This window comes from Streptomyces sp. NPDC046860 (assembly GCF_040645115.1).
Lineage (GTDB): Bacteria > Actinomycetota > Actinomycetes > Streptomycetales > Streptomycetaceae > Streptomyces.
In genome coordinates, this window is the sequence record NZ_JBEYXQ010000009.1 from 175828 (window position 1) to 195159 (window position 19332).

General features: G+C 73.5%; 17 protein-coding genes and 5 tRNA genes. 14 read left to right on the plus strand and 8 right to left on the minus strand.

Annotation, left to right across the window (positions count from 1 at the left end):
- Positions 1-60 precede the first annotated feature (60 nt).
- The 7 genes from ABZ898_RS15875 (at position 61) to ABZ898_RS15905 (ending at position 9958) form a co-directional block, all read left to right on the plus strand.
- Positions 61-891 carry a MetQ/NlpA family ABC transporter substrate-binding protein gene (locus ABZ898_RS15875; RefSeq protein WP_361658180.1) on the plus strand — a complete coding sequence of 277 codons (831 nt, stop codon included), beginning with the start codon at positions 61-63 and terminating at the stop codon, positions 889-891.
- A 45-nt stretch (positions 892-936) separates the two neighbouring features.
- Entirely contained in the window at positions 937-1767 is an 831-nt protein-coding gene (locus ABZ898_RS15880; RefSeq protein ID WP_361658183.1) for a MetQ/NlpA family ABC transporter substrate-binding protein, read from the plus strand.
- Positions 1768-1916: 149 nt separating this feature from the next.
- Positions 1917-2555 (plus strand): GNAT family N-acetyltransferase, encoded by a 639-nt coding sequence (locus ABZ898_RS15885; protein WP_361658185.1) that lies wholly within the window; start codon positions 1917-1919, stop codon positions 2553-2555.
- Positions 2556-2655: 100 nt separating this feature from the next.
- Positions 2656-3873: a precorrin-6y C5,15-methyltransferase (decarboxylating) subunit CbiE gene (gene cbiE / locus ABZ898_RS15890; protein WP_361658188.1), complete on the plus strand. Its 1218-nt coding sequence runs from the start codon at positions 2656-2658 to the stop codon at positions 3871-3873.
- A gap of 384 nt (positions 3874-4257) precedes the next feature.
- A complete protein-coding gene (gene cobT, locus ABZ898_RS15895) occupies positions 4258-7725 on the plus strand; it encodes a nicotinate-nucleotide--dimethylbenzimidazole phosphoribosyltransferase (protein WP_361658190.1) in 3468 nt (1155 codons plus the stop codon).
- Positions 7726-7865: 140 nt separating this feature from the next.
- Complete coding sequence (cobA, locus tag ABZ898_RS15900; RefSeq protein ID WP_361658193.1) at positions 7866-9101, plus strand: uroporphyrinogen-III C-methyltransferase; 1236 nt, start codon at positions 7866-7868, stop codon at positions 9099-9101.
- A 35-nt stretch (positions 9102-9136) separates the two neighbouring features.
- Complete coding sequence (locus tag ABZ898_RS15905; RefSeq protein WP_361658195.1) at positions 9137-9958, plus strand: RNA methyltransferase; 822 nt, start codon at positions 9137-9139, stop codon at positions 9956-9958.
- Between the two features lie 10 nt (positions 9959-9968).
- Here ABZ898_RS15905 and ABZ898_RS15910 read toward each other — a convergent pair whose 3' ends face one another.
- On the minus strand, positions 9969-11324 hold the full coding sequence (locus ABZ898_RS15910) for a protein kinase (protein ID WP_361658198.1): 1356 nt from the start codon (positions 11322-11324) through the stop codon (positions 9969-9971).
- A 926-nt stretch (positions 11325-12250) separates the two neighbouring features.
- Here ABZ898_RS15910 and ABZ898_RS15915 point away from each other — a divergent pair.
- Together ABZ898_RS15915 and ABZ898_RS15920 are read left to right on the plus strand one after the other, a co-directional pair.
- Positions 12251-13228 carry a phosphotransferase gene (locus tag ABZ898_RS15915; RefSeq protein WP_361658200.1) on the plus strand — a complete coding sequence of 326 codons (978 nt, stop codon included), beginning with the start codon at positions 12251-12253 and terminating at the stop codon, positions 13226-13228.
- An 81-nt stretch (positions 13229-13309) separates the two neighbouring features.
- On the plus strand, positions 13310-13606 hold the full coding sequence (locus ABZ898_RS15920; protein ID WP_361658203.1) for a zf-TFIIB domain-containing protein: 297 nt from the start codon (positions 13310-13312) through the stop codon (positions 13604-13606).
- A 50-nt stretch (positions 13607-13656) separates the two neighbouring features.
- Here ABZ898_RS15920 and ABZ898_RS15925 read toward each other — a convergent pair.
- From ABZ898_RS15925 to ABZ898_RS15945, 5 genes are all read right to left on the minus strand, one after another.
- Positions 13657-13728 (minus strand) — tRNA-Val (locus ABZ898_RS15925).
- Positions 13729-13791: 63 nt separating this feature from the next.
- Positions 13792-13863, minus strand: a tRNA-Val gene (locus ABZ898_RS15930).
- 26 nt (positions 13864-13889) lie between these two features.
- A tRNA-Val gene (locus tag ABZ898_RS15935) sits at positions 13890-13961 on the minus strand.
- A gap of 1 nt (position 13962) precedes the next feature.
- Positions 13963-14036 (minus strand) — tRNA-Cys (locus tag ABZ898_RS15940).
- Between the two features lie 38 nt (positions 14037-14074).
- Positions 14075-14147, minus strand: a tRNA-Gly gene (locus ABZ898_RS15945).
- 179 nt (positions 14148-14326) lie between these two features.
- Between ABZ898_RS15945 and ABZ898_RS15950 the strand changes: the two genes are divergently transcribed.
- The 3 genes from ABZ898_RS15950 (at position 14327) to ABZ898_RS15960 (ending at position 17113) form a co-directional block, all read left to right on the plus strand.
- Complete coding sequence (locus ABZ898_RS15950; protein ID WP_361658206.1) at positions 14327-15400, plus strand: chorismate-binding protein; 1074 nt, start codon at positions 14327-14329, stop codon at positions 15398-15400.
- Positions 15397-16218, plus strand: coding sequence for an aminodeoxychorismate lyase (locus ABZ898_RS15955; protein WP_361658208.1), 822 nt, complete (start codon positions 15397-15399; stop codon positions 16216-16218). The genes ABZ898_RS15950 and ABZ898_RS15955 overlap by 4 nt, the downstream gene beginning before the upstream one ends.
- A 70-nt stretch (positions 16219-16288) precedes the next feature.
- On the plus strand, positions 16289-17113 hold the full coding sequence (locus tag ABZ898_RS15960; RefSeq protein WP_361658211.1) for a GNAT family N-acetyltransferase: 825 nt from the start codon (positions 16289-16291) through the stop codon (positions 17111-17113).
- A 4-nt stretch (positions 17114-17117) separates the two neighbouring features.
- Here ABZ898_RS15960 and ABZ898_RS15965 read toward each other — a convergent pair whose 3' ends face one another.
- The gene (locus ABZ898_RS15965; RefSeq protein WP_361658214.1) at positions 17118-17642 is read right to left on the minus strand and encodes a DsbA family protein; all 525 of its coding nucleotides are present in this window, start codon (positions 17640-17642) and stop codon (positions 17118-17120) included.
- Positions 17643-17881: 239 nt separating this feature from the next.
- Between ABZ898_RS15965 and ABZ898_RS15970 the strand changes: the two genes are divergently transcribed.
- Complete coding sequence (locus ABZ898_RS15970) at positions 17882-18334, plus strand: hypothetical protein (RefSeq protein ID WP_361658217.1); 453 nt, start codon at positions 17882-17884, stop codon at positions 18332-18334.
- Between the two features lie 202 nt (positions 18335-18536).
- Positions 18537-18689 carry a hypothetical protein gene (locus tag ABZ898_RS15975; RefSeq protein WP_361658220.1) on the plus strand — a complete coding sequence of 51 codons (153 nt, stop codon included), beginning with the start codon at positions 18537-18539 and terminating at the stop codon, positions 18687-18689.
- 72 nt (positions 18690-18761) lie between these two features.
- On the opposite strand, the gene ABZ898_RS15980 is transcribed toward ABZ898_RS15975, so the two are convergent.
- Positions 18762-19322, minus strand: coding sequence for a CGNR zinc finger domain-containing protein (locus tag ABZ898_RS15980; protein WP_361658223.1), 561 nt, complete (start codon positions 19320-19322; stop codon positions 18762-18764).
- Positions 19323-19332: the final 10 nt, after the last annotated feature.

Below are 19332 nucleotides of genomic sequence, written 5' to 3' on the forward strand. Positions count from 1 at the left end.
CGCGCACTCCCCGGCCACCCAAGCCCGGGGCCGCACCACCCCTCAGGAAAGGCACTTTTCGTGCGTAACACCGCCAAGCTCACCACCGCCGTCCTCGCCGCCGGAGCCCTCACCCTCGGGCTCTCCGCCTGCGGCTCCGGAAAGGACTCCGGGACCGCCGGCGCCGACGGACCCCTGGTCGTCGCCGCGAGCCCCACCCCGCACGCCGAGATCCTGGACTTCGTCCAGAAGAACCTGGCGAAGAAGGCCGGACTCGACCTGCAGGTCAAGGAGTTCACCGACTACATCACGCCGAACACGGCCACCGAGGACGGCTCGGTCGGAGCCAACTACTTCCAGAACCAGCCGTACCTCGACGACTTCAACAAGAAGCGCGGCACCCACATCGTGCCCGTCGTCACGGTTCACCTGGAACCGCTCGGCCTCTACTCCCACAAGGTCAAGAAGGCCGACGAGCTCAAGAGCGGTGCGACCGTCGCCGTCCCCAACGACGCCGTCAACGAGGCCCGCGCCCTGAAGCTGCTGGCCGCGAACAAGCTCATCACCCTCAAGGCCGGCGTCGGCTCCGAGGCCACCCCCGCCGACATCACCAAGAACCCCAGGAACCTGAAGTTCAAGGAGGTCGAGGCGGCCCAGACCCCGCGCTCCCTGGACGACGTGGACGCGGCGGTCGTCAACGGCAACTACGCCATCTCCTCCGGCCTCAAGCCGGCCAAGGACGCCATCGCCCTGGAGTCCGCGGAGAACAACCCCTACGGCAACTTCCTCGCCGTGAAGAAGGGCGCCGAGAACGACCCGCGGGTCAAGAAGCTCGCCAAGCTGCTCACCTCGCCCGAGGTGAAGAAGTTCATCGAGGACAAGTACCAGGGCTCCGTCACCCCCTCGTTCTGACACCTCCCGGCAAGCCAGACCCCGACCGCTCGAGGGGATCGACACATGCGCAAGACCGTATGGCTCGCGGCGGCCACCGCCGCGGCCCTCACGCTCGGCCTGACCGGCTGCGGCTCAGGCTCGGCCGCCGGCAAGGGAGGTGACGACGGCCCGCTCGTCGTCGGCGTCACCCCCGTCCCCGCCGGTGAGGTGCTCCACCACATCGACGACAAGCTCGCCGCCAAGGCCGGGCTCAAGCTGGAGATCAAGGAGTTCACGGACTACGTCCTGCCGAACACCGCGCTCCAGGAGGGCTCGCTCGACGCGAACCTGTACCAGAACAAGCCCTTCCTAGACGACTTCAACAAGTCCAAGGGAACGGACCTGGTGCCGGTGGTGGACGCCTACCTGCCGCCCATGGGGGTCTACTCCCACAAGGTCAAGGACGTCACCAAGCTCCGCGACGGCGCCACCGTCGGCGTGCCCAACGACCTCACCAACGAGGCCCGGGCGCTCAAGCTCCTCGCCGCCGCCGGTGTCATCGGGCTGAAGCCCGGCGCGGGCGCCGACGCCTCCCCGGCCGACGTCACCAAGAACCCCAGGCACCTGCGGTTCCAGGAGATGGAGGCCGCCCAGCTGCCCCGCTCCCTGGACGACATGGACGCCGCGGTCATCAACAACAACTTCGCCCAGGACGCGGGCCTCAGCCCCACCAAGGACGCCGTCTACCTGGAATCCGCGAAGAACAACCCGTACGCCAACCTGCTCGCCGTGAAGAAGGGCAGCGAGGACGACCCGCGGGTGAAGAAGCTGGCGAAGCTGCTGACCTCGCCCGAGGTGAAGAAGTTCATCGAGGACAAGTACCAGGGCTCGGTCCTGCCCGTCAGCGGCGACTGACCCCCGCGCACGGGCCCGCCCCCGCCTCCCGCGGCCCGCGGGCAGGGGGCGGGCCCGTGCGTGCGCTCCGGTGCTGTCATGCTGCATGCTGGGCAGTTCAGCGGGCCCTGACGGACCCTCACGAATCCTCGAAGGTTACGGAGCGGCGCATGACTAGCACCTTCCCCAACATCTCCATCTCGACGGAGCGGTTGGTGCTGCGTCCCCTCGACGAGGACGACCTGCCCGCCCTGGCCGAGATGATGAACGACGAACAGGTCGCCGCCTGGACGGACGTCCCCCAGCCGTTCACCGAGGACGGCGCCCGGCGCTGGGTCACCGAGCACGCGCCCACCGAGCGCGCCGCCGGACGCGGCCTCGACCTCGCCGTCACCGAGTTCCTCACCCAGCGGCTGGTCGGCATCGTCCAGCTCGGGAAGACCAACTGGCACATCCGGTCCACCGAGCTGTCCTATATCATCGCCCCCTGGGCCCGCGGCGAGGGCTACGCCTCCGAGGCCGCGCTCGCCACCGCCAAGTGGCTCTTCGGCGACCAGCGCTTCGAGCGCGTCGAACTGCGCACCGCCGCCGACAACACCGCCTCCCAGCAGGTCGCCCAGAAGATCGGCTGCATCAGCGAGGGCGTGCTGCGCAACGCCTGCATAGTCCACGTGCGCACCGAGGACGGCACCTGGACCGACATGCGCACCGACTTCATCATCTGGAGCCTGCTGCCCGAGGACCTCGAAGGCAGCGACGAACAGCTCGCCGACAGCCGGGGCTTCGGCAGCTACGCCCAGTGGAACTGACCCCGCCCCGCCGCCCCGCACCGCCGCACCACCAGGTACCCTCACGAAGCCCGCTTGTGAGGCCCCCTGACGACCCGCTGAAACCTGGAGACTGACGACGATGGCCGACCGGGTCACGGTGATCGGCTGGGACGGCTCGCCGCTGACCGAAGCGGCACGCGGCGCCCTCGGCGCCGCCACGCTCGTCGCGGGCGCCCCCCACCATCTCGCGCTTCCCGAGATCCCGGACGCCGCCGAACGCGTCCGCCTCGGCAGCCTCCCCCTGGCCGCCCGCCGCGTCGCCGCCCACCGCGGCACCGCCGTCGTGCTCGCCGACGGAGACCCCGGCTTCTTCGGCGTCGTCCGCGCCCTGCGGGCACCGGAGTTCGGCCTGGAGGTCGAAGTCGTGCCCGGAGTCTCCTCCGTGGCCGCCGCCTTCGCCCGCGCGGGGATGCCCTGGGACGACGCCCATGTGGTCGTCGCACACCCCCGCACCCTGCGCCGCGCCGTGAACGTGTGCCGCGCCCACTCCAAGGTCGCCGTGCTCACCGCACCCGGCGCCGGCCCCGCCGAACTCGGCCTGCTGCTCGACGGGGTGCACCGCACCTTCGTCGTCTGCGAGGAACTCGGCACCGAGAACGAGCGCGTCAGCGTCCTCACCTCCGACAAGGCCCCCGACCACACCTGGCGCGACCCCAACGTCGTCATCGTCATCGGCGGCCCCGCGGCCGCCGTCGAGGGCGGCGGCTGGATCGCCGGCCGCGACCCCGCCGCCGGCCCGCGCGGCTGGACCCAGCCCGCCGAGGCGTACGGCGGCATCATCGGCGAGGGCGAGAACGAACTGCTGCGCGCCGCCCAGCTCGCCCGGCTCGGCCCGCGCACCGGCGACCTGGTCTGGGACATCGGCTGCGGCTCCGGCGCCTTCGCCGTCGAGGCCGCACGCGCGGGCGCGGCCGTGCTCGCCGTCGACCAGGACCCCGCGTCCTGCGCCCGGACCGACGCCGTAGCCCGCCAGTTCGGCGTCCAGCTCCAGATCGTGCGCGGCGAGGCACCGCACATCCTGGAGAACCTGCCCGAGCCGGACGTCGTACGCGTCGGCGGCGGGGGAGCGGCCGTCGTCTCGGCCGTGGCCGACCGGCGCCCGCAGCGCATCGTCGCCCACGCGGCCACCCGCGACGCCGCCGAACTCATCGGCAGGGACCTCACCGAGCACGGCTACCGCGTCGAGTGCGCCCTGCTCCAGTCCGTCGGACTCGACACGAAGTCCTGGACGGAGAACGTGCGGAGCGTCGTCTTCCTGCTCACCGGCGAACTCCCGCCGCGCGAGACCGCGCGCTGAACCACCGCCGGATCTCCCGGCCGGCCTCGCCCCGTGATCGGCTTGTCGTACCGCGCGCGGTAGGCTGGCCGATCGTTGTACCGCACCCGCGGTCCGGAAGTTCGTTCGTCAATGTCCGGAAAGCTCGCCCGCTTTGGGGCGGTGGGTGAGGTACGGCAAAACCGGAGGACGCGCGACGTGGCGCAGTCCACAACGGGCTGTCGCCGATCTCGCTGTCATGACGGCACGACGGCCGCGAGAATGCCACCGAATGGCTTTGTCGCCATTTCTGGCCGGTCGTTCGTGCCGATGCGCACGGACGCTCGTTCTCACTACGGGGCGGTCGGTGCGCCGTTCCGGGTGAGCTGGTCGTAGGAGCACTAAACCGATGGGCGAGGGGTACGCATGACCGACACCGGCCAGGTCCCGGCCGAGGGACAGCCGGAGAGCGCAGGCATGGTGGAGCAGCCGGGCCTCGGGCACGGCGCGTACACCTACCTCGCCGAGGCGCCCGCCGAGGACGAGGACCTGCTGCTGCCGGGTGCTCAGGGAGCGTGGGGCAACGAGATGCCGCCGCCCGCCCCGGCACCGATCGTCGAGACCGTCCAGCAGCCCGGTGCCCACGAGACGGCGGGCCGTGACACCGGCTCCGTCGACCTCACCGGCGTACGGCTGCCCGACCAGGGCCCCGGCCCCGTGCCTCCGGCCGGACACGAGGCACCGGCGGCCGTGCAGCCGCCGCGCCGCCCGCTGCACCTCGGCCCGCCGATCCCGGACGCCTCCGCCAGCCCCGTCCGCTCGCTCGCCGACCGGGGTCCCGCCGGTGCGCCGGTGCGTCCCGCGGCCGGTCCCGAGTACCTCGAGGTGCAGGCCCTGCCCGACCCGGTCCCGCAGGCCGCCGCCCCCTGGGGCACCGCCCCGGTGGAGGCCGTGGCACCGGCCGCCGAAACGGTTGTCCCGGACGCGGAGGCCGCGCCCGTCGAGGCCGCTGCCGCCGCGCAGGCGGCCGTGGACCGGCTGACCGCCCAGGCCGAGGCCGAGGCCGTCGTCGAGGAGGCGCCGGAGAGCGCCGAGCCCGTCGTGACCGAGGCACCGGAGCCGGAGACGGCCGAGCCCGCCGCCGAGGCCGAGCCGGTCGCCGAGGCCGAGCCGGTCGTGGAGGCCGAGCCGGTCGCCGAGGCCGTCGAGAGCGCGGAGCCCGCGCCCGAGAGTGTCCCGGTCCACGAGGCCGAGGCCGCCGTGGAGACCGAGGTCACCGAGGCGCCCGCCGAGCAGCTCGCGGCTCCCGAGCCCCAGGCCGAGCCCGCGCCCGCGGCTCCCGAGGACCTGGCCGCCGCCCCCGCTGAAGAGGCTCCGCAGGCCGCCGAGCCGGCAGAGCCCGCAGAGTCCGCCGAGCCCGTCGCGGCTCCGGAGGCCGAGGCCCCCGCGGCCCCGGCGGAGGAGCCGGCCGAGGCCGCGGCCGAACCCGCCCCGCAGGGGGTCGCCCCCGCCGAGGTCCCCGAGGCGGAGCCCCTGCCGGCCCCCGAGGAGACCTTCCTCCCGGAGCCCGAGGTCCTGGTCGCCCCCGAGGAGATCCTCCTCCCCGAGCCCGAGGAACTCGCCGACCCCGAGGAGATCCCGGTGGCCGCGCCGGTACCCCCCGTCTTCGAGGCCCCCGAGCAGTCCCTGCCCCCGGCCGCCCCGGCCCCCGCCGTGCCCCTCGCCACCGAGCCCCTCGCCACCGGGCCGCTCCCCGCCGAGCCGCTCGCCGCCCAGGCGCCTCCGGTCGCCCACGAAGCCCCCGCGGGCCCCCAGCTCCAGGCTCCCGGAGAGTTCGGAGAGTTCCCCGCGCCCGCCGGGCCCCTGCCCTCCGGACTGCCGCCGGAGCCGCTCCCCGAGCAGCTCGGGCAGTTCGTCGCGGTCGACGGCCAGGTGCCGACCACCCCGCACCTGGCACCCACCCCGCCGCAGCCGCTGATCCTGCCCGACCCGGAGCAGGCCGCCCCGCACGAGCCGGTGGCCGCCGTGCCCGCTCCGCGCGCGGCCGACCTGCCCGAGGCCGACCTCGTCCTCGTGCAGCACGCCGAGGACCTGGCCACCACCGACGCCGACCAGGACGAGGAGGCCGCGCACGCCGAGGCGGAGCCGGCCCTGCCCCTGGGGCCCGCCGCGCCCGCGTACAACGACGCCGAGCGCGAGGCCGTCCTGAAGGTGATCCGCGAGCGCCGCGACATCCGCAACGGCTTCCGCGGCGACCCGATCCCGCACGACGTGCTGCTGCGCGTGCTGGAGGCGGCCCACACCGCCCCCTCGGTCGGCCACTCCCAGCCCTGGGACTTCGTCGTCATCCGCTCCGCCGACACCCGGCGCGCGATGCACGACCTCGCCATGAGCCAGCGCGAGGCGTACGCCAAGTCGCTGCCCAAGGGCCGGGCCAAGCAGTTCAAGGAAATGAAGATCGAGGCCATCCTCGACACCCCGGTGAACATCGTCGTCACCGCCGACCCCACCCGCGGCGGCCGCCACACCCTCGGCCGGCACACCCAGCCGCAGATGGCCCCCTACTCCTCCGCCCTCGCGGTCGAGAACCTCTGGCTCGCCGCGCGCGCCGAGGGCCTCGGCGTCGGCTGGGTCAGCTTCTTCGACGAGCGGGAGATGGTCCGCGCGCTCGGCCTGCCCGAGCACCTGGAGGTCGTCGCCTACCTGTGCGTCGGGTACGTCGACGAGTTCCCGGACGAGCCCGAGCTGATGCAGGCCGGCTGGTCCAAGCGCCGGCCGCTGTCCTGGGTGGTGCACGAGGAGACGTACGGCCGCCGCGCCCTGCCCGGAGAGGAACCCCACGACCTGCTTGCCGAGACCGTCGCACAGATCCGCCCGCTCGACGCCAAGGCGCTCGGCGAGGCGTGGGAGCGCCAGAAGCGCATGACCAAGCCGGCCGGCGCGCTGGGCATGCTGGAGATCATCTCCGCCCAGCTCTCGGGCCTGTCCCGCCAGTGCCCGCCGCCCATCCCGGAGCCCGCGGCCGTGGCCGTGTTCGCCGGTGACCACGGTGTGCACGCCCAGGGCGTCACCCCGTGGCCGCAGGAGGTCACCGGGCAGATGGTGGCCAACTTCCTGGGCGGCGGCGCCGTCTGCAACGCCTTCGCCAACCAGGTCGGCGCCGAGGTGTGCGTCGTGGACGTCGGTGTCGCCGCCGACCTGCCCGCCACCCCCGGCCTGCTGCCCCGCAAGATCCGCGGCGGCACCTCCGACATGACCACCGGGCCCGCGATGACCCGCGAGGAGGCCAGGGCCGCCATCGGGGTCGGCATCGAGACCGCCCGCGACCTGGTCGCCGCCGGGAACAAGGCGCTGCTCACCGGCGAGATGGGCATCGCCAACACCACCTCCTCCGCCGCGCTGATCTCCGTCTTCACCGGCGCCGACCCGGCCGAGGTCACCGGCCGGGGCACCGGCATCAACGACGAGACCCTGGCCCGCAAGACCGAGGTGGTCCGCCGCGCGCTGGAACTCCACCAGCCGGACCCGGACGACCCGATCGGCGTCCTCGCGGCCCTCGGCGGCTTCGAGCACGCGGCCATGGTCGGCCTGCTGCTGGGTGGCGCCTCCCTGCGCACCCCGGTGATCCTGGACGGGGTGAGTGCCGGCGCCGCCGCGCTCGTCGCCCGGGCCATCGCCCCCGAGGTGCTGGCCGCCTGCATCGCCGGTCACCGCAGCGCCGAGCCCGGCCATGTGGCCGCGCTCAACAAGCTGGGGCTGCGCCCGCTGGTCGACCTCGACCTGCGCCTGGGCGAGGGCACCGGCGCGCTGCTGGCGCTGCCGCTGGTGCAGAGCACGGCCCGTGCCATGCACGAGGTGGCGACGTTCGACTCGGCCGGCGTCACCGAGAAGTAACCGGCCGGCACGGGCGGTCCGGCGTTCACCTGCCGGACCACCCGTGCCCTCCGACCGGCCCAGACATTAGGATTCCGCACGTCAGGGCCGCTCCGACGACGCGGCGCGCCCACCGCAAGCTGTACGAGGAGCCGCCCCTCATGGCCGAACACCCCGCCTACCCCGTGGGCCTGCGCCTGACCGGTCGCCGCGTGGTCGTCCTCGGCGGCGGCCAGGTCGCCCAGCGCCGGCTGCCCGCGCTGATCGCGGCGGGTGCCGACATCCTCCTCGTCTCCCCGGAGGCGACCCCCTCCGTCGAGGCGATGGCCGACGCCGGTGAGATCACCTGGCTGCGCCGCCCGTACGCCGAGGGCGACCTCTCCGGCGCCTGGTACGCCCTGATCGCCACCAGCGACCCCGCCGCGAACACCACGGCCTCCGCCGAGGCCGAGAGCCACCGCGTCTGGTGCGTCCGCTCCGACGACGCCGACCAGGCCACCGCGTGGACGCCCGCCACGGGCACGAGCGAGGGCGTGACCGTCGCCGTGCTCACCACCAGCGCCAGCGGCCGCGACCCCCGGCACACCGCCGCCATCCGCGACGCGGTCGTGGCGGGCCTCGCCGACGGCACCCTGGTCGCCCCCCACCACCGCACCCGCACCCCGGGCGTCGCCCTGGTCGGAGGCGGCCCCGGCGACCCCGACCTGATCACCGTCCGGGGACGGCGCCTGCTCGCCGAGGCGGACGTGGTCATCGCCGACCGGCTCGGCCCGCGCGACCTGCTCGCCGAACTCCCGCCGCACGTCGAGGTCATCGACGCGGCCAAGATCCCCTACGGGCGCTACATGGCCCAGGAGGCCATCAACGACGCCCTGATCGAGCACGCCAAGCAGGGCAGGTCCGTGGTGCGGCTCAAGGGCGGCGACCCGTTCGTCTTCGGCCGGGGCATGGAGGAGGTGCAGGCGCTCACCGAGGCCGGCATCCCCTGCACGGTCGTCCCCGGCATCTCCAGCTCGATATCCGTGCCGGCCGCCGCCGGGATACCCGTCACCCATCGCGGGGTCGCCCACGAGTTCACCGTGGTCAGCGGCCATGTCGCCCCCGACGACGAGCGCTCGCTGGTCGACTGGGCCGCGATGGCCCGCCTCACCGGCACCCTGGTCGTCCTCATGGGCGTCGACAAGATCGGCAAGATCGCCGAGGCCCTGATCGCGCACGGCAAGGCCCCCGAGACCCCCGTCGCCCTCGTCCAGGAGGGCACCACGGCCGCCCAGCGCCGGGTGGACGCCACCCTCGCCACCGTGGCGGAGACCGTACGGACCGAGGCGGTCAAGCCCCCGGCGGTCATCGTCATCGGCGCCGTGGTGGACGTGAACCCGCCCGCCGAACAGCCCTGATCCACCCCTTCCGAAGAACAAGGCACCAGCACCCCGTGGCCCAGCTCATCACCGTCGACGACCCCGCCGACCCGCGCCTGCACGACTACACCGACCTCACCGACGTGGCCCTGCGCCGCAGGCGCGAGCCCGCCGAGGGACTGTTCATCGCCGAGGGCGAGAAGGTCATCCGGCGTGCGCGGAACGCCGGTTACGGCATGCGCTCGATGATGCTCACGCCCAAGTGGGCCGACACCATGGCCGACGTGATCGACGAGGCGGACTGCCCGATCCACGTCGTGACACCCGAACTGGCCGAGAGCGTCACCGGCTACCACGTCCACCGGGGCGCCCTCGCCTCGATGGCCCGCAAGCCGCTGCCCACCCCGGCCGAACTGCTCGAGTCCGCCGGACCCCACGGCACCCCGCGCAGGGTCGCCCTCTTCGAGGACATGGTCGACCACGCCAACCTGGGCGCCGCCTTCCGCAACGCGGCCGCCCTCGGCGTGGACGCCGTCCTGCTCACCCCGCGCTGCGCCGACCCGCTCTACCGGCGCTCGGTGAAGGTGTCCATGGGTACGGTCTTCGCGGTGCCGTACGCCCGGCTGGAATCCTGGCCGCACGACGCGGACACGCTCCGCGCGCACGGCTTCGAGCTGGCCGCCCTGTGCCTGTCGGACGACTCCGTCACCCTGGACGAACTCGCCGCCCGCCGCCCGGAGAAGCTCGCCCTGATGCTGGGCACCGAGGGCGAGGGGCTGTCCCCGGCCGCGCTCGCGGCGGCCGACGTCCACGTGCGCATCCCCATGGAGGCGGGCGTCGATTCCCTGAACGTGGCGGCCGCCTCGGCGGTCGCCTTCTACGTGACCCGCCCCTGACCCTTCGGCCTCACTGCCCCCGGGGCGAGGGCCTCGGCGTCGGATCGTACTGCGGCGGCAGCGCCCCGGACCCGTCCCCCGGTACGGAGCCCTGCTGGACGCCGGTACGCCGCTCGCCGTCGCCCCCGCCCAGGCCGCGGGCCGGACCCGTGCAGCCCTGGGCCACCGCGATGCCCAGGGCGACCAGCAGAGTCACCACCACGAACACGAACAGCCGCTGCCGCAGCAGCCGGGGGTTGGCCGGACGCAGCTTGGTCCCCGTGGCGCGCGGAGCCGGACGGCCCGTACCACTGCGCGGAGCGGGACGGTTGCCCGTGCCGCGCGCGGCCGGACCGGGCCGGACACCGGGACGGGACGCGACCGCGCCGCGCGAAGGGGCGCCGCCGCGGGAGGGCGCGCCGCCACGTGGCGGCGGGGTGCCGGGAGCGGCCCGCCGCTGGGTGGTGCGCTGCTGGTCGGCCGAGGTGTCCGCCAGCCGCCCGGACGGCCGGTCCGGCATCGGCGCCCGCGGTCCGGGCGGCCGCACCTCGCCGAGACCCTGCGCCTCGCGGGCCGCGATCTCCTTGAGCCGCAGCGACAGTTGGAGCGTGCTCGGCCGGTCCTCGGGGTCCTTCGCCAGGCAGGCCCGCACCAGCGGCGCCAGCGCGTCCGGCACCCCGTGCAGTTGCGGCTCCTCGTGCACCACCCGGTACAGCATGACCTCGGAACTGCCGTGCCCGAAGGGCGAGTCACCGGTCGAGGCGTACGCCAGGGTCGCCCCCAGCGAGAACACGTCCGTGGCCGGGGTGACCGCCGCGCCGCGCACCTGCTCCGGTGCCAGGAAGCCGGGGGAGCCGACCGCCGTGCCGACGTGGGTGAGCGTGGAGGCGCCGGTGGCCCAGGCGATGCCGAAGTCGATGATCCGCGGGCCCTTGGGGGACAGCAGGATGTTGGACGGCTTGAGGTCCCGGTGCACCACACCGGCCTCGTGCACCGCCACCAGCCCCTCGGACAGGGCCGCGCCGATCGCCGCCGCGTCGGCCGCGAACAGCGGGCCCTCCTCGGCGACCTTGTCGTGCAGGGAGGGGCCGGGCACGTACTGCGTGGCGAACCACGGCCGCTCGGCCTCCAGGTCCGCCGCCACCAGCCGCGCCGTGCAGCCGCCCCGGATACGCCGGGCCGCCGACACCTCGCGTGCGAAACGGGACCGGAACTCCTGGTCCTCCGCGAGATCGGGCCGGATCACCTTCAGCGCGACCCGCTGGCCCTTCTTGTCGGAGCCGAGATAGACCACGCCCATCCCGCCCGCGCCGAGCCGTCGGTGAAGCCTGAACGAGCCGACGACGCGCGGGTCCTCGCGCCTCAGGCGCATCATCGCCATGTTCATCCCCGCTGCCCGGTCCCTGTGACGTGCCCAGCTTACGTTTCCACGGCCGCCCGCGCGCAGAGGCCGCGCCCTCTCGGGCCGATGGATTGCGCCTACCCCATGCCCGAGGTGAAACGCGGTCAGCGACACGGATCTTGCTGTGTGGTTGGTGTGAGGACGTGATCAACCCTCTGACCTGGCACGGAGGTTGACTTTAAGTCAATCGGTCGGACGGGTCGACCCGGAGGGGACCGGGGCGGGAGCGGACGGCCGGCGCCCCGGCCGTTCACGGGGCCGCCCCGCCGTCAAGCCCCCGGCCCCTGCGGCCGAAGTGACTGAAGTCACGGCCGTCCATCTCTGGGAGGAGGAACGGGTACGGGCGCCCGCCACCCCTCCGGGAACACCCTGAGACTTCGCCCCGCGTCTCCACCCAGGGGAGTAGTCGGGGAGAGGAGGCTCATCCTCCGGGAGGCCCGCCATTCGGTACGAGGGCATGACGTCCGCCCCACCCCACGTCCCTAGATTTGTACACAAGCGGCGGGTGCGGCGCTCGCCCCCCGAGGCATGACGCCCGCCGCTGCCAACAACCGAATCGGCCGGGGAGAGGGACCATGGTCCACACGGCACCGAGGCGCGACGCACTCGCTCGCCGTCCGGCGGGCCGCCGCCACCCAGTGGTGGCGACGCTCATGGCCCTTCCCCTGGCGGCCCTGCTCCTGCTCGTCTTCGACGGCTGGGAGACGGTGGCCACACAGGCGTCGTCCGTGGGTGCGATGCTGGGGCGCTGAGAAGCGGACCCAGGCCCGGAAGAGCGGTCCGGGCGGGATACCCCTCCCATCCAGGAAACCCCGTGGGGACGGGGGTGCGACGGACGGCACGCAATGCCGGCGCAGCTGGGGAGCTGCGCCGGCATTGCGTTTCCGGCGCCCCCACTACGCTCACCTGCTGTGACCCGAGAAGCAGCCCCGGCCCTGACCGCCCGGCTCCGCACGGCCGTCCACCCCGGCGCGGGCCCGTGCGCCTGTGTCTGCGGCCCGCTGGCCGACCGCCCGGACGCCACCGTCGTCCGGCACGGCACGACGGTCGCCAAGGCCCACGCCCCAGGCACCGACCCGCGCGAGCTGACCCTCCGCCTGACCGTGGCCGCCCGCCTCCCGGGCGTCCTGCTGTCCCCGCTCACCCCCGCCCCGGCCCACCTGGACGACCGCCTCGTCACCCACTGGCCCTACGGCACCCCGGTGGACCGGGACGACCCCGACGCCGCCCCCTGGGAAGAGACCGCCCGCCTCCTCGCCCGCCTCCACCGCACCCCTCCACCCGAGGGACTGCCCCCGATGCGCGGCCCCGCCAAGGCGGCCCAGGCGATATCCCGCCTGCGCCGCACCCTCCGCGACCGCACCTCCACCCCCGCGCCCACCTCCACCCCCGCGCCCACCTCCGCCGAAGCCGCGCCCGTCCTGGCCGCCTGGGCCGCCCTCCCGCCCTGGGCCCGTGCCGAAGCCTCCGCCCCCGGCACCCCCGCGCTCTGCCACGGCGACCTGCACCTCGGCCAGCTCGTCCGTCACCCCGCCCCCGACGGCCCCTGGCGCCTGATCGACGTCGACGACCTCGGAGTCGGCACCCCCGCCTGGGACCTCGCCCGCCCCGCCGCCTGGTACGCCTGCGGCCTCCTCCCGCCCGACGAATGGCTCCGCTTCCTGACCGCCTACCAGGCGGCCGGCGGCCCGGCCGTGCCGGAGGACGGCGACCCCTGGCCCGTGCTGGACGTCCCGGCCCGCGCGCTCACCGTGCAGACCGCGGCCCTCGCTCTCACCAAGGCCCTCACGGCGGGCCGTCCGCTGGACGAGGTGGAGCGGGCTGTCGTGGACGCCTGCGCGCGAATGACGGGTGCCCCCGCCCAGTTGGACCGCGAATTCCCGGAATAGGCTGCAACCGACCGGGGCAGGACGGAGTCTGTCCTGGGGAAACACCAAGCAGTACCCGACGGCGAGGAGTTGAGCCGAACCATGCAGTGTCCGAAGTGCCATGCGCCGATGCACACCTACAACCGCAACGGCGTCCAGATAGAGCAGTGCAACGGCTGCCGCGGCATCTTCCTCGACTACGGCGAGCTGGAGGCGCTGACCCGTATGGAGTCCCAGTGGACCCAGCCCGGCCCGCCGCCGCCCGCCCAGCAGGGCTACCCCGCCGCCGCCCCGCCCGCGCCCGCGTGGGGCACCCCGCACGGCGGTCATCACGGCGGCGGCCACTACGGCGGCCACCACCGCCACAAGAGCTTCGGCCACATGCTCTTCTCGAGCTGAGACACGAAGAAGCCCCGGCCGTACGAGACGGCCGGGGCTTCTTCGGTGTGTGGACGATACTGGGATTGAACCAGTGACCTCTTCCGTGTCAGGGAAGCGCTCTCCCGCTGAGCTAATCGTCCTCGGGACCACGATCACTCGATGTCACTCGACGTCGCTCGTCGGAGTGGATCATGGGCACTGCGTGCGCGATACTGGGATTGAACCAGTGACCTCTTCCGTGTCAGGGAAGCGCTCTCCCGCTGAGCTAATCGCGCGGGATGGGACCTTCGAGAAGATCCAGTGGACGATACTGGGATTGAACCAGTGACCTCTTCCGTGTCAGGGAAGCGCTCTCCCGCTGAGCTAATCGTCCTTGGAGGTGGAGACGGGATTTGAACCCGTGTAGACGGCTTTGCAGGCCGTTGCCTCGCCTCTCGGCCACTCCACCAGGAGTGTAGGGGATCGGGAAGACCCCTAGTTCCTGCGAGCGGACGACGAGGCTCGAACTCGCGACCTCAACCTTGGCAAGGTTGCGCTCTACCAACTGAGCTACGTCCGCTTGTCGTTTCGGTCGGCTTGCGCGTCCCGGCGACGTGTTGAACTCTAGCGGATTCCTGAGCCAGCACAAAAACGCGTTTGCGCAGCGTGCTGCGGTGCACCCGGCGGACGCCATCGCCGAGGACCCCACAAGGCGCCTGTCCGGCTCGGCTTCCGCACACCCGGCCTAGACTCGGCCGTGTGCTCCACCTCCCGGCCGCCGCCCCCTTCCCGGCTCCTCTGGCCCGCTTCGGCGACCGCGTCGCCACCGGCCTCCTGGACGTCACCAGTGACCCCGCCGCCCTCGACTCCACCGGCTTCTGGGCCGTCGTCGCGGACTACGAGGGCGGGCTGACCTGCGCGCGCTTCGCCGACGTACGGCACGCGCCGGTGCCCGCCCCGGTGCCGGGCGCCTGGCGGGGACCCGCGCCCGAGCAGTGGACGACCTCCCTGGACCGCGCCGCCTATGTACGGGCCGTGCACCGCATCCGGGAACACATCGCGGCCGGCGAGGTCTACCAGGCCAACCTCTGCCGGGTGCTGAGCGCGCCGGTCGACGCCGACGCCGACGTGGACGCCCTCACCTCCCTCCTGGCGCGCGGCAACCCCGCCCCCTACGCGGGCACCGTACGGCTGCCCGCGCACGGGGTGGAGATAGCCACCGCCTCGCCGGAGCTCTTCCTGCGGCTGGACGGCCGCACCGTCGAGTCCGGCCCCATCAAGGGGACCGGCCGTACGGAGGCTGACCTGCTGGAGAAGGACTACGCCGAGAACGTGATGATCGTGGACCTGGTCCGCAACGACATCGGCCGCGTCTGCGCCACCGGCAGCGTCACCGTCCCCGACCTGTGCGTCACCGAGAAGCACCCCGGCCTGGTCCACCTCGTCTCCACCGTGCGCGGCGAACTGCGCGAAGGGACCGGCTGGCCCGGACTGCTCGAAGCGGCCTTCCCGCCCGGCTCGGTCACCGGCGCCCCCAAACCGAGCGCGCTCACGATCATCGCCGCCCTGGAGACCGCGCCGCGCGGCCCCTACTGCGGAGGCATCGGCTGGGTCGACGCCGACCGGGGCACCGCCGAGCTGGCCGTCGGCATCCGCACCTTCTGGATCGAGCGGACCCCCGACGGCACCGCCACCCTGCGCTTCGGCACCGGCGCCGGGATCACCTGGGGTTCCGACCCCGACGGGGAGTGGCGCGAGACCGAACTCAAGGCGTCCCGGCTGCTCACGGTAGCGTCGGGGCAGTACACGGACAGTGGAAAGGCCCGCACATGAGCATCTGGCTGGACGGCGCCCTGCGGGACGCCACGACCGCGAGCGTCTCCGTCTTCGACCACGGACTGACCGTGGGCGACGGCGTCTTCGAGACGCTGAAGGCGGTCGAGGGAAAGCCGTTCGCGCTCACCCGGCACCTCGACCGGCTGACCCGCTCCGCCCGCGGCCTCGGTCTGCCCGACCCCGACCACGACGAGGTCGCCCGCGCCTGCGCGGCCGTGCTGGAGGCCAACCCCATGCCGCTCGGGCGGCTGCGCGTCACGTACACCGGCGGGCAGGCGCCCCTCGGCTCGGAGCGCGGCGCGCACGGTCCGACCCTGGTCGTCGCGATCAGCGAGACCACCCGCCGCCCCGACTCCACGGCCACCGTCACCGTCCCGTGGACCCGCAACGAACGCGGCGCCCTCACCGGCCTGAAGACCACCTCGTACGCCGAGAACGTCGTCGCCCTCGCCCGCGCCCACGAACAGGGCGCGTCCGAGGCGCTGTTCGCCAACTCCGTGGGACAGCTCTGCGAGGGCACCGGCTCCAACGTCTTCGTCGTCCTCGACGGCGAGATCCACACCCCGCCGGTCCCCTCCGGCTGCCTGGCCGGCATCACCCGCGCGCTGACCGTCGAGTGGACGGGCGCCAGGGAGACCGACCTCCCGCTGGACGTGCTGGAGCGCGCCGACGAGGTCTTCCTGACCTCCTCGCTGCGTGACGTGCAGGGCGTGCACCGGGTCGACGGCCGTGAACTGCCGGGCGCGCCGGGGCCGGTGACCGCGAAGGCGATGCGGATCTTCGAGGAGCGCTCGCGCGCCGACATGAACCCGTAGGGTCACCTCGGCCCGGCGGGCGCGCTGAATCCAGCTGAATCCGGGCCGCGGAACGGGTACAACTCCCGTGATGACGACGACACTGCGGCCGACCGAGCCGCTTCAGCAGCAGGCGGGCGGCGCCCGTTCGCGCCGCTTCCAGGTATGTGTGAACAGCCGTCCGGCCGGCGAGATCCACATAGAGACCTCCCCGGCCCTCGGCCCCTCGGTGGCCCGCGTCACCGGGCTGCGGATCGACGAGCCGGACCGGCGGCGGGGCCGGGGCACGGTGGCCATGCTCGCCGCCGAGGAGGTCGCGCGCGGCTGGGGCTGCGGCCAGGTCGAGCTGCTGATCCCCGCCGGGGCCGACGCCGCCCTCCGGCTCGCCGACTCCCTCGGCTACACCCTGCGCAACCGCACCATGCGCAAGCGGCTCGGCGAGGTCCCGCCCGAGCTGCCGCCAGGCAGCCGGGTGCGGCCGATGACCGAGGAGGAGTTCGCGGCCTGGCAGGCCGCCGAGACGGTGCGGTACGCGCGCCAGTGGGCCTCGCGCGGTCTGTCCGAGGCGGACGCGCGCGCCAAGTCCGCCGCCGACCACGCGGCACTGCTCCCGGACGGGCTCGGCACCACCGGGGTGTGGTTCGGCGTCCTGGAGCACGAGGGGACGCGTGTGGGACACCTGTGGCTCGCCCCCCGTGACGGCGAGACCTGGATCTTCGACGTCGAGACCGAGGCCGCCCTGCGCGGCCGGGGCCACGGCCGGACGCTCCTGCTGCTGGCGGAGGCCCGCACGATCGGCCGGGGCGAGCCCACGCTCATGCTCAACGTCTTCGCGGGCAACACCCCGGCCGAGCGGCTGTACGAGTCGCTCGGCTACGAGACGACCCGCCGCACCTTGTACAAGCCGCTGCTGTAGCGGCTCAGGCCGCCGGTCCGCCCAGCAGACGGTCGGCGATGTCCTCGATCCGCCCGCGCAGCCCTTCCTGGCTCTTGCCGCCGTCCAGGCGCTCGCCGCCGATGACGTAGGTCGGGGTGCCGGTGACGCCGATCGCCTTGCCCTCGGCCTGGTCGGCGTCGACGATCAGGATGTGCCGTCCGTCGATGAGGGCGACGTCGAACTCCTCGGCGTCCAGGCCGAGTTCACGGGCGATGTCCACCAGTACGGCCTCGCCCCGCCGGTCCAGCTCCTCGACCCGCGCCAGCACGGCCTCGATGTACGGCCAGCCCTGCCCCTGCTCCGCCGCCTCCTCGGCGGCCTGGGCGGCGGCGAAGGCGTGCTTGTGCTTCTCCAGCGGGAAGTGCCGCAGCCGGATCTCCAGCCGGTCGCCGTAGCGGGCGCGCAGGGCGCGTACGTCGTCGAGGGCGCCGCGGCAGTCGGGGCACTGCAGTTCGCACCAGATGTCGAGCACGACGGGCTCGGACTGTGCGGGGGAGGTGTCGCTCATGCCGCCCAGTCTTCCAGGCGGACGCGTCCGGCCCGATCCGGGCCACCCCGGGACGGTTCCGGGGACATCCCTGAGAAGTCCCTGATCTCCGGGCCGCACCATGGCCCCGCCGGTGCCGGACGGTGCAGGATGGAAGGGGCGAAGCGGACCGTCGGTGCAAGCGCACCCGCCGGTTCACTCGCCGCCCCTCGGCCCGGAGCACCGGACCGGGGACCGACCGACCCCGCCAGGAGGACCGGATGCTCGCCGAGACCATCTGCTCCGCCGTGTCCGCGGCGGGCCTGGGCATCGCCGCGGTCACCGCCTACCGCAAGCGCTTCCTGACCGCCCTGCGCATCACGGCCTACTCGCTGATCCCGGTCGGCCTGGTGATGACCGGAGCCGTCGCCTGGCTCGCCCGCACCGCCTTCAGCCCCCTGGCCTGGGCCGGCTTCGGGGTGCTCGGCGCGTCCTGGGCGCTCTTCGCCCTCACCCGCGCGGTGGAGCGCCGCCGGGGCCTCCGTGCCGGACGGGCGGGTACCGGCGAGGCCAAGGCCGCTCCGGCGAGCCCCTCCGCCTCGGCTCCCGCGCTCGGCCGGGGCACCGGCCGCGACGCCCGGCCGGGCAAGCCCTCCTCTGCCGCCGCCTCTCCTTCTTCCTCCTCGGAGGACTTCAGCGACATCGAGGCGATCCTCAAGAAACACGGCATATGAACAACGGCATATGAGCGACGGCATATGCCGACACCGATGACCTGCGCATGACGGACGCCTCGCCACATACCGTCACCACACGCACGAAACCGTTCACCACGCGGAGCGACGCGAAAGCTACGGTACGAATTCGGCGAAGTCCCGCACTTTACGTGCGTGTTGATCGCGTACAGGGCCTGACCTGGGTCATCATCACCGCGAGATGGTCGACACGACACAGAGCGAGGCCGCGCCGCAGAAGGACGAGCCGCGCGGGTGCCTCTTCGCCCTTTCCCAGCCACCGCTGATGATCTTCCTGGCGGTGATCGGGGGCCTGATCCTCATGGCTGCGCTGCACGACCTGCTGTTGCTGTGAGCCGTACGCGTCCGTCCCGGCGTCACCCGCCGGGACGGACGTCGGCCCGACCGGCCCCGCGCCGGGACCCGCTCAGCCCGCCGCCTCCTTGCGACGCGCCCGGTAGGCCGCCACATGCAGCCGGTTCCCGCAGGTCCGGCTGTCGCAGTAGCGGCGCGAGCGGTTGCGGGAGAGATCCACGAACGCGCGCCGGCAGTCCGGTGCCTCGCACCGCCGCAGCCGCTCCTGCTCCCCGGCCACCACGAAGAAGGCCAGCGCCATCCCGCAGTCGGCGGCGAGGTGGTCGGACAGCGAGGCGCCGGGGGCGAAGTAGTGCACGTGCCAGTCGTAGCCGTCGTGGTCCGTCAGGCGCGGCGTGGTGCCCGCGGCCGCGACCAGCTCGTTGATCATCTTTGCCGCCGCGCGGGCGTCCGGCGCCGCGAAAATGCTTGCGAACCGCCCCCGGATCTCGCGCACGGCCGACAGGTCCGACTCGGACAGCGTGCCGATGTCACTGACGGCGTGGCCCCGCGTGAACTCCGCCAGCGCCGCCACGTCCAGCAGCCCGTCCGCCGCCGTGTCGTCCTCCGGCGCGGTGTTCACCAGATCCACCACGGTGTCGAGCGCGCACCGGGTGTCGTGGGTGATCAGCACGTTTCGCTCC

Excerpts from the sequence above, each read along its gene's own strand:
- ABZ898_RS15910 (WP_361658198.1), bottom strand. The coding sequence starts at position 11,324 with ATGAACATGGCGATGATGCGCCTGAGGCGCGAGGACCCGCGCGTCGTC.
- ABZ898_RS15920 (WP_361658203.1), top strand. The coding sequence starts at position 13,310 with ATGCAGTGTCCGAAGTGCCATGCGCCGATGCACACCTACAACCGCAAC.
- cbiE (WP_361658188.1), top strand. The coding sequence starts at position 2,656 with ATGGCCGACCGGGTCACGGTGATCGGCTGGGACGGCTCGCCGCTGACC.
- cobA (WP_361658193.1), top strand. The coding sequence starts at position 7,866 with ATGGCCGAACACCCCGCCTACCCCGTGGGCCTGCGCCTGACCGGTCGC.
- ABZ898_RS15880 (WP_361658183.1), top strand. The coding sequence starts at position 937 with ATGCGCAAGACCGTATGGCTCGCGGCGGCCACCGCCGCGGCCCTCACG.
- ABZ898_RS15970 (WP_361658217.1), top strand. The coding sequence starts at position 17,882 with ATGCTCGCCGAGACCATCTGCTCCGCCGTGTCCGCGGCGGGCCTGGGC.
- cobT (WP_361658190.1), top strand. The coding sequence starts at position 4,258 with ATGACCGACACCGGCCAGGTCCCGGCCGAGGGACAGCCGGAGAGCGCA.
- ABZ898_RS15955 (WP_361658208.1), top strand. The coding sequence starts at position 15,397 with ATGAGCATCTGGCTGGACGGCGCCCTGCGGGACGCCACGACCGCGAGC.
- ABZ898_RS15975 (WP_361658220.1), top strand. The coding sequence starts at position 18,537 with ATGGTCGACACGACACAGAGCGAGGCCGCGCCGCAGAAGGACGAGCCG.
- ABZ898_RS15965 (WP_361658214.1), bottom strand. The coding sequence starts at position 17,642 with ATGAGCGACACCTCCCCCGCACAGTCCGAGCCCGTCGTGCTCGACATC.
- ABZ898_RS15885 (WP_361658185.1), top strand. The coding sequence starts at position 1,917 with ATGACTAGCACCTTCCCCAACATCTCCATCTCGACGGAGCGGTTGGTG.
- ABZ898_RS15960 (WP_361658211.1), top strand. The coding sequence starts at position 16,289 with ATGACGACGACACTGCGGCCGACCGAGCCGCTTCAGCAGCAGGCGGGC.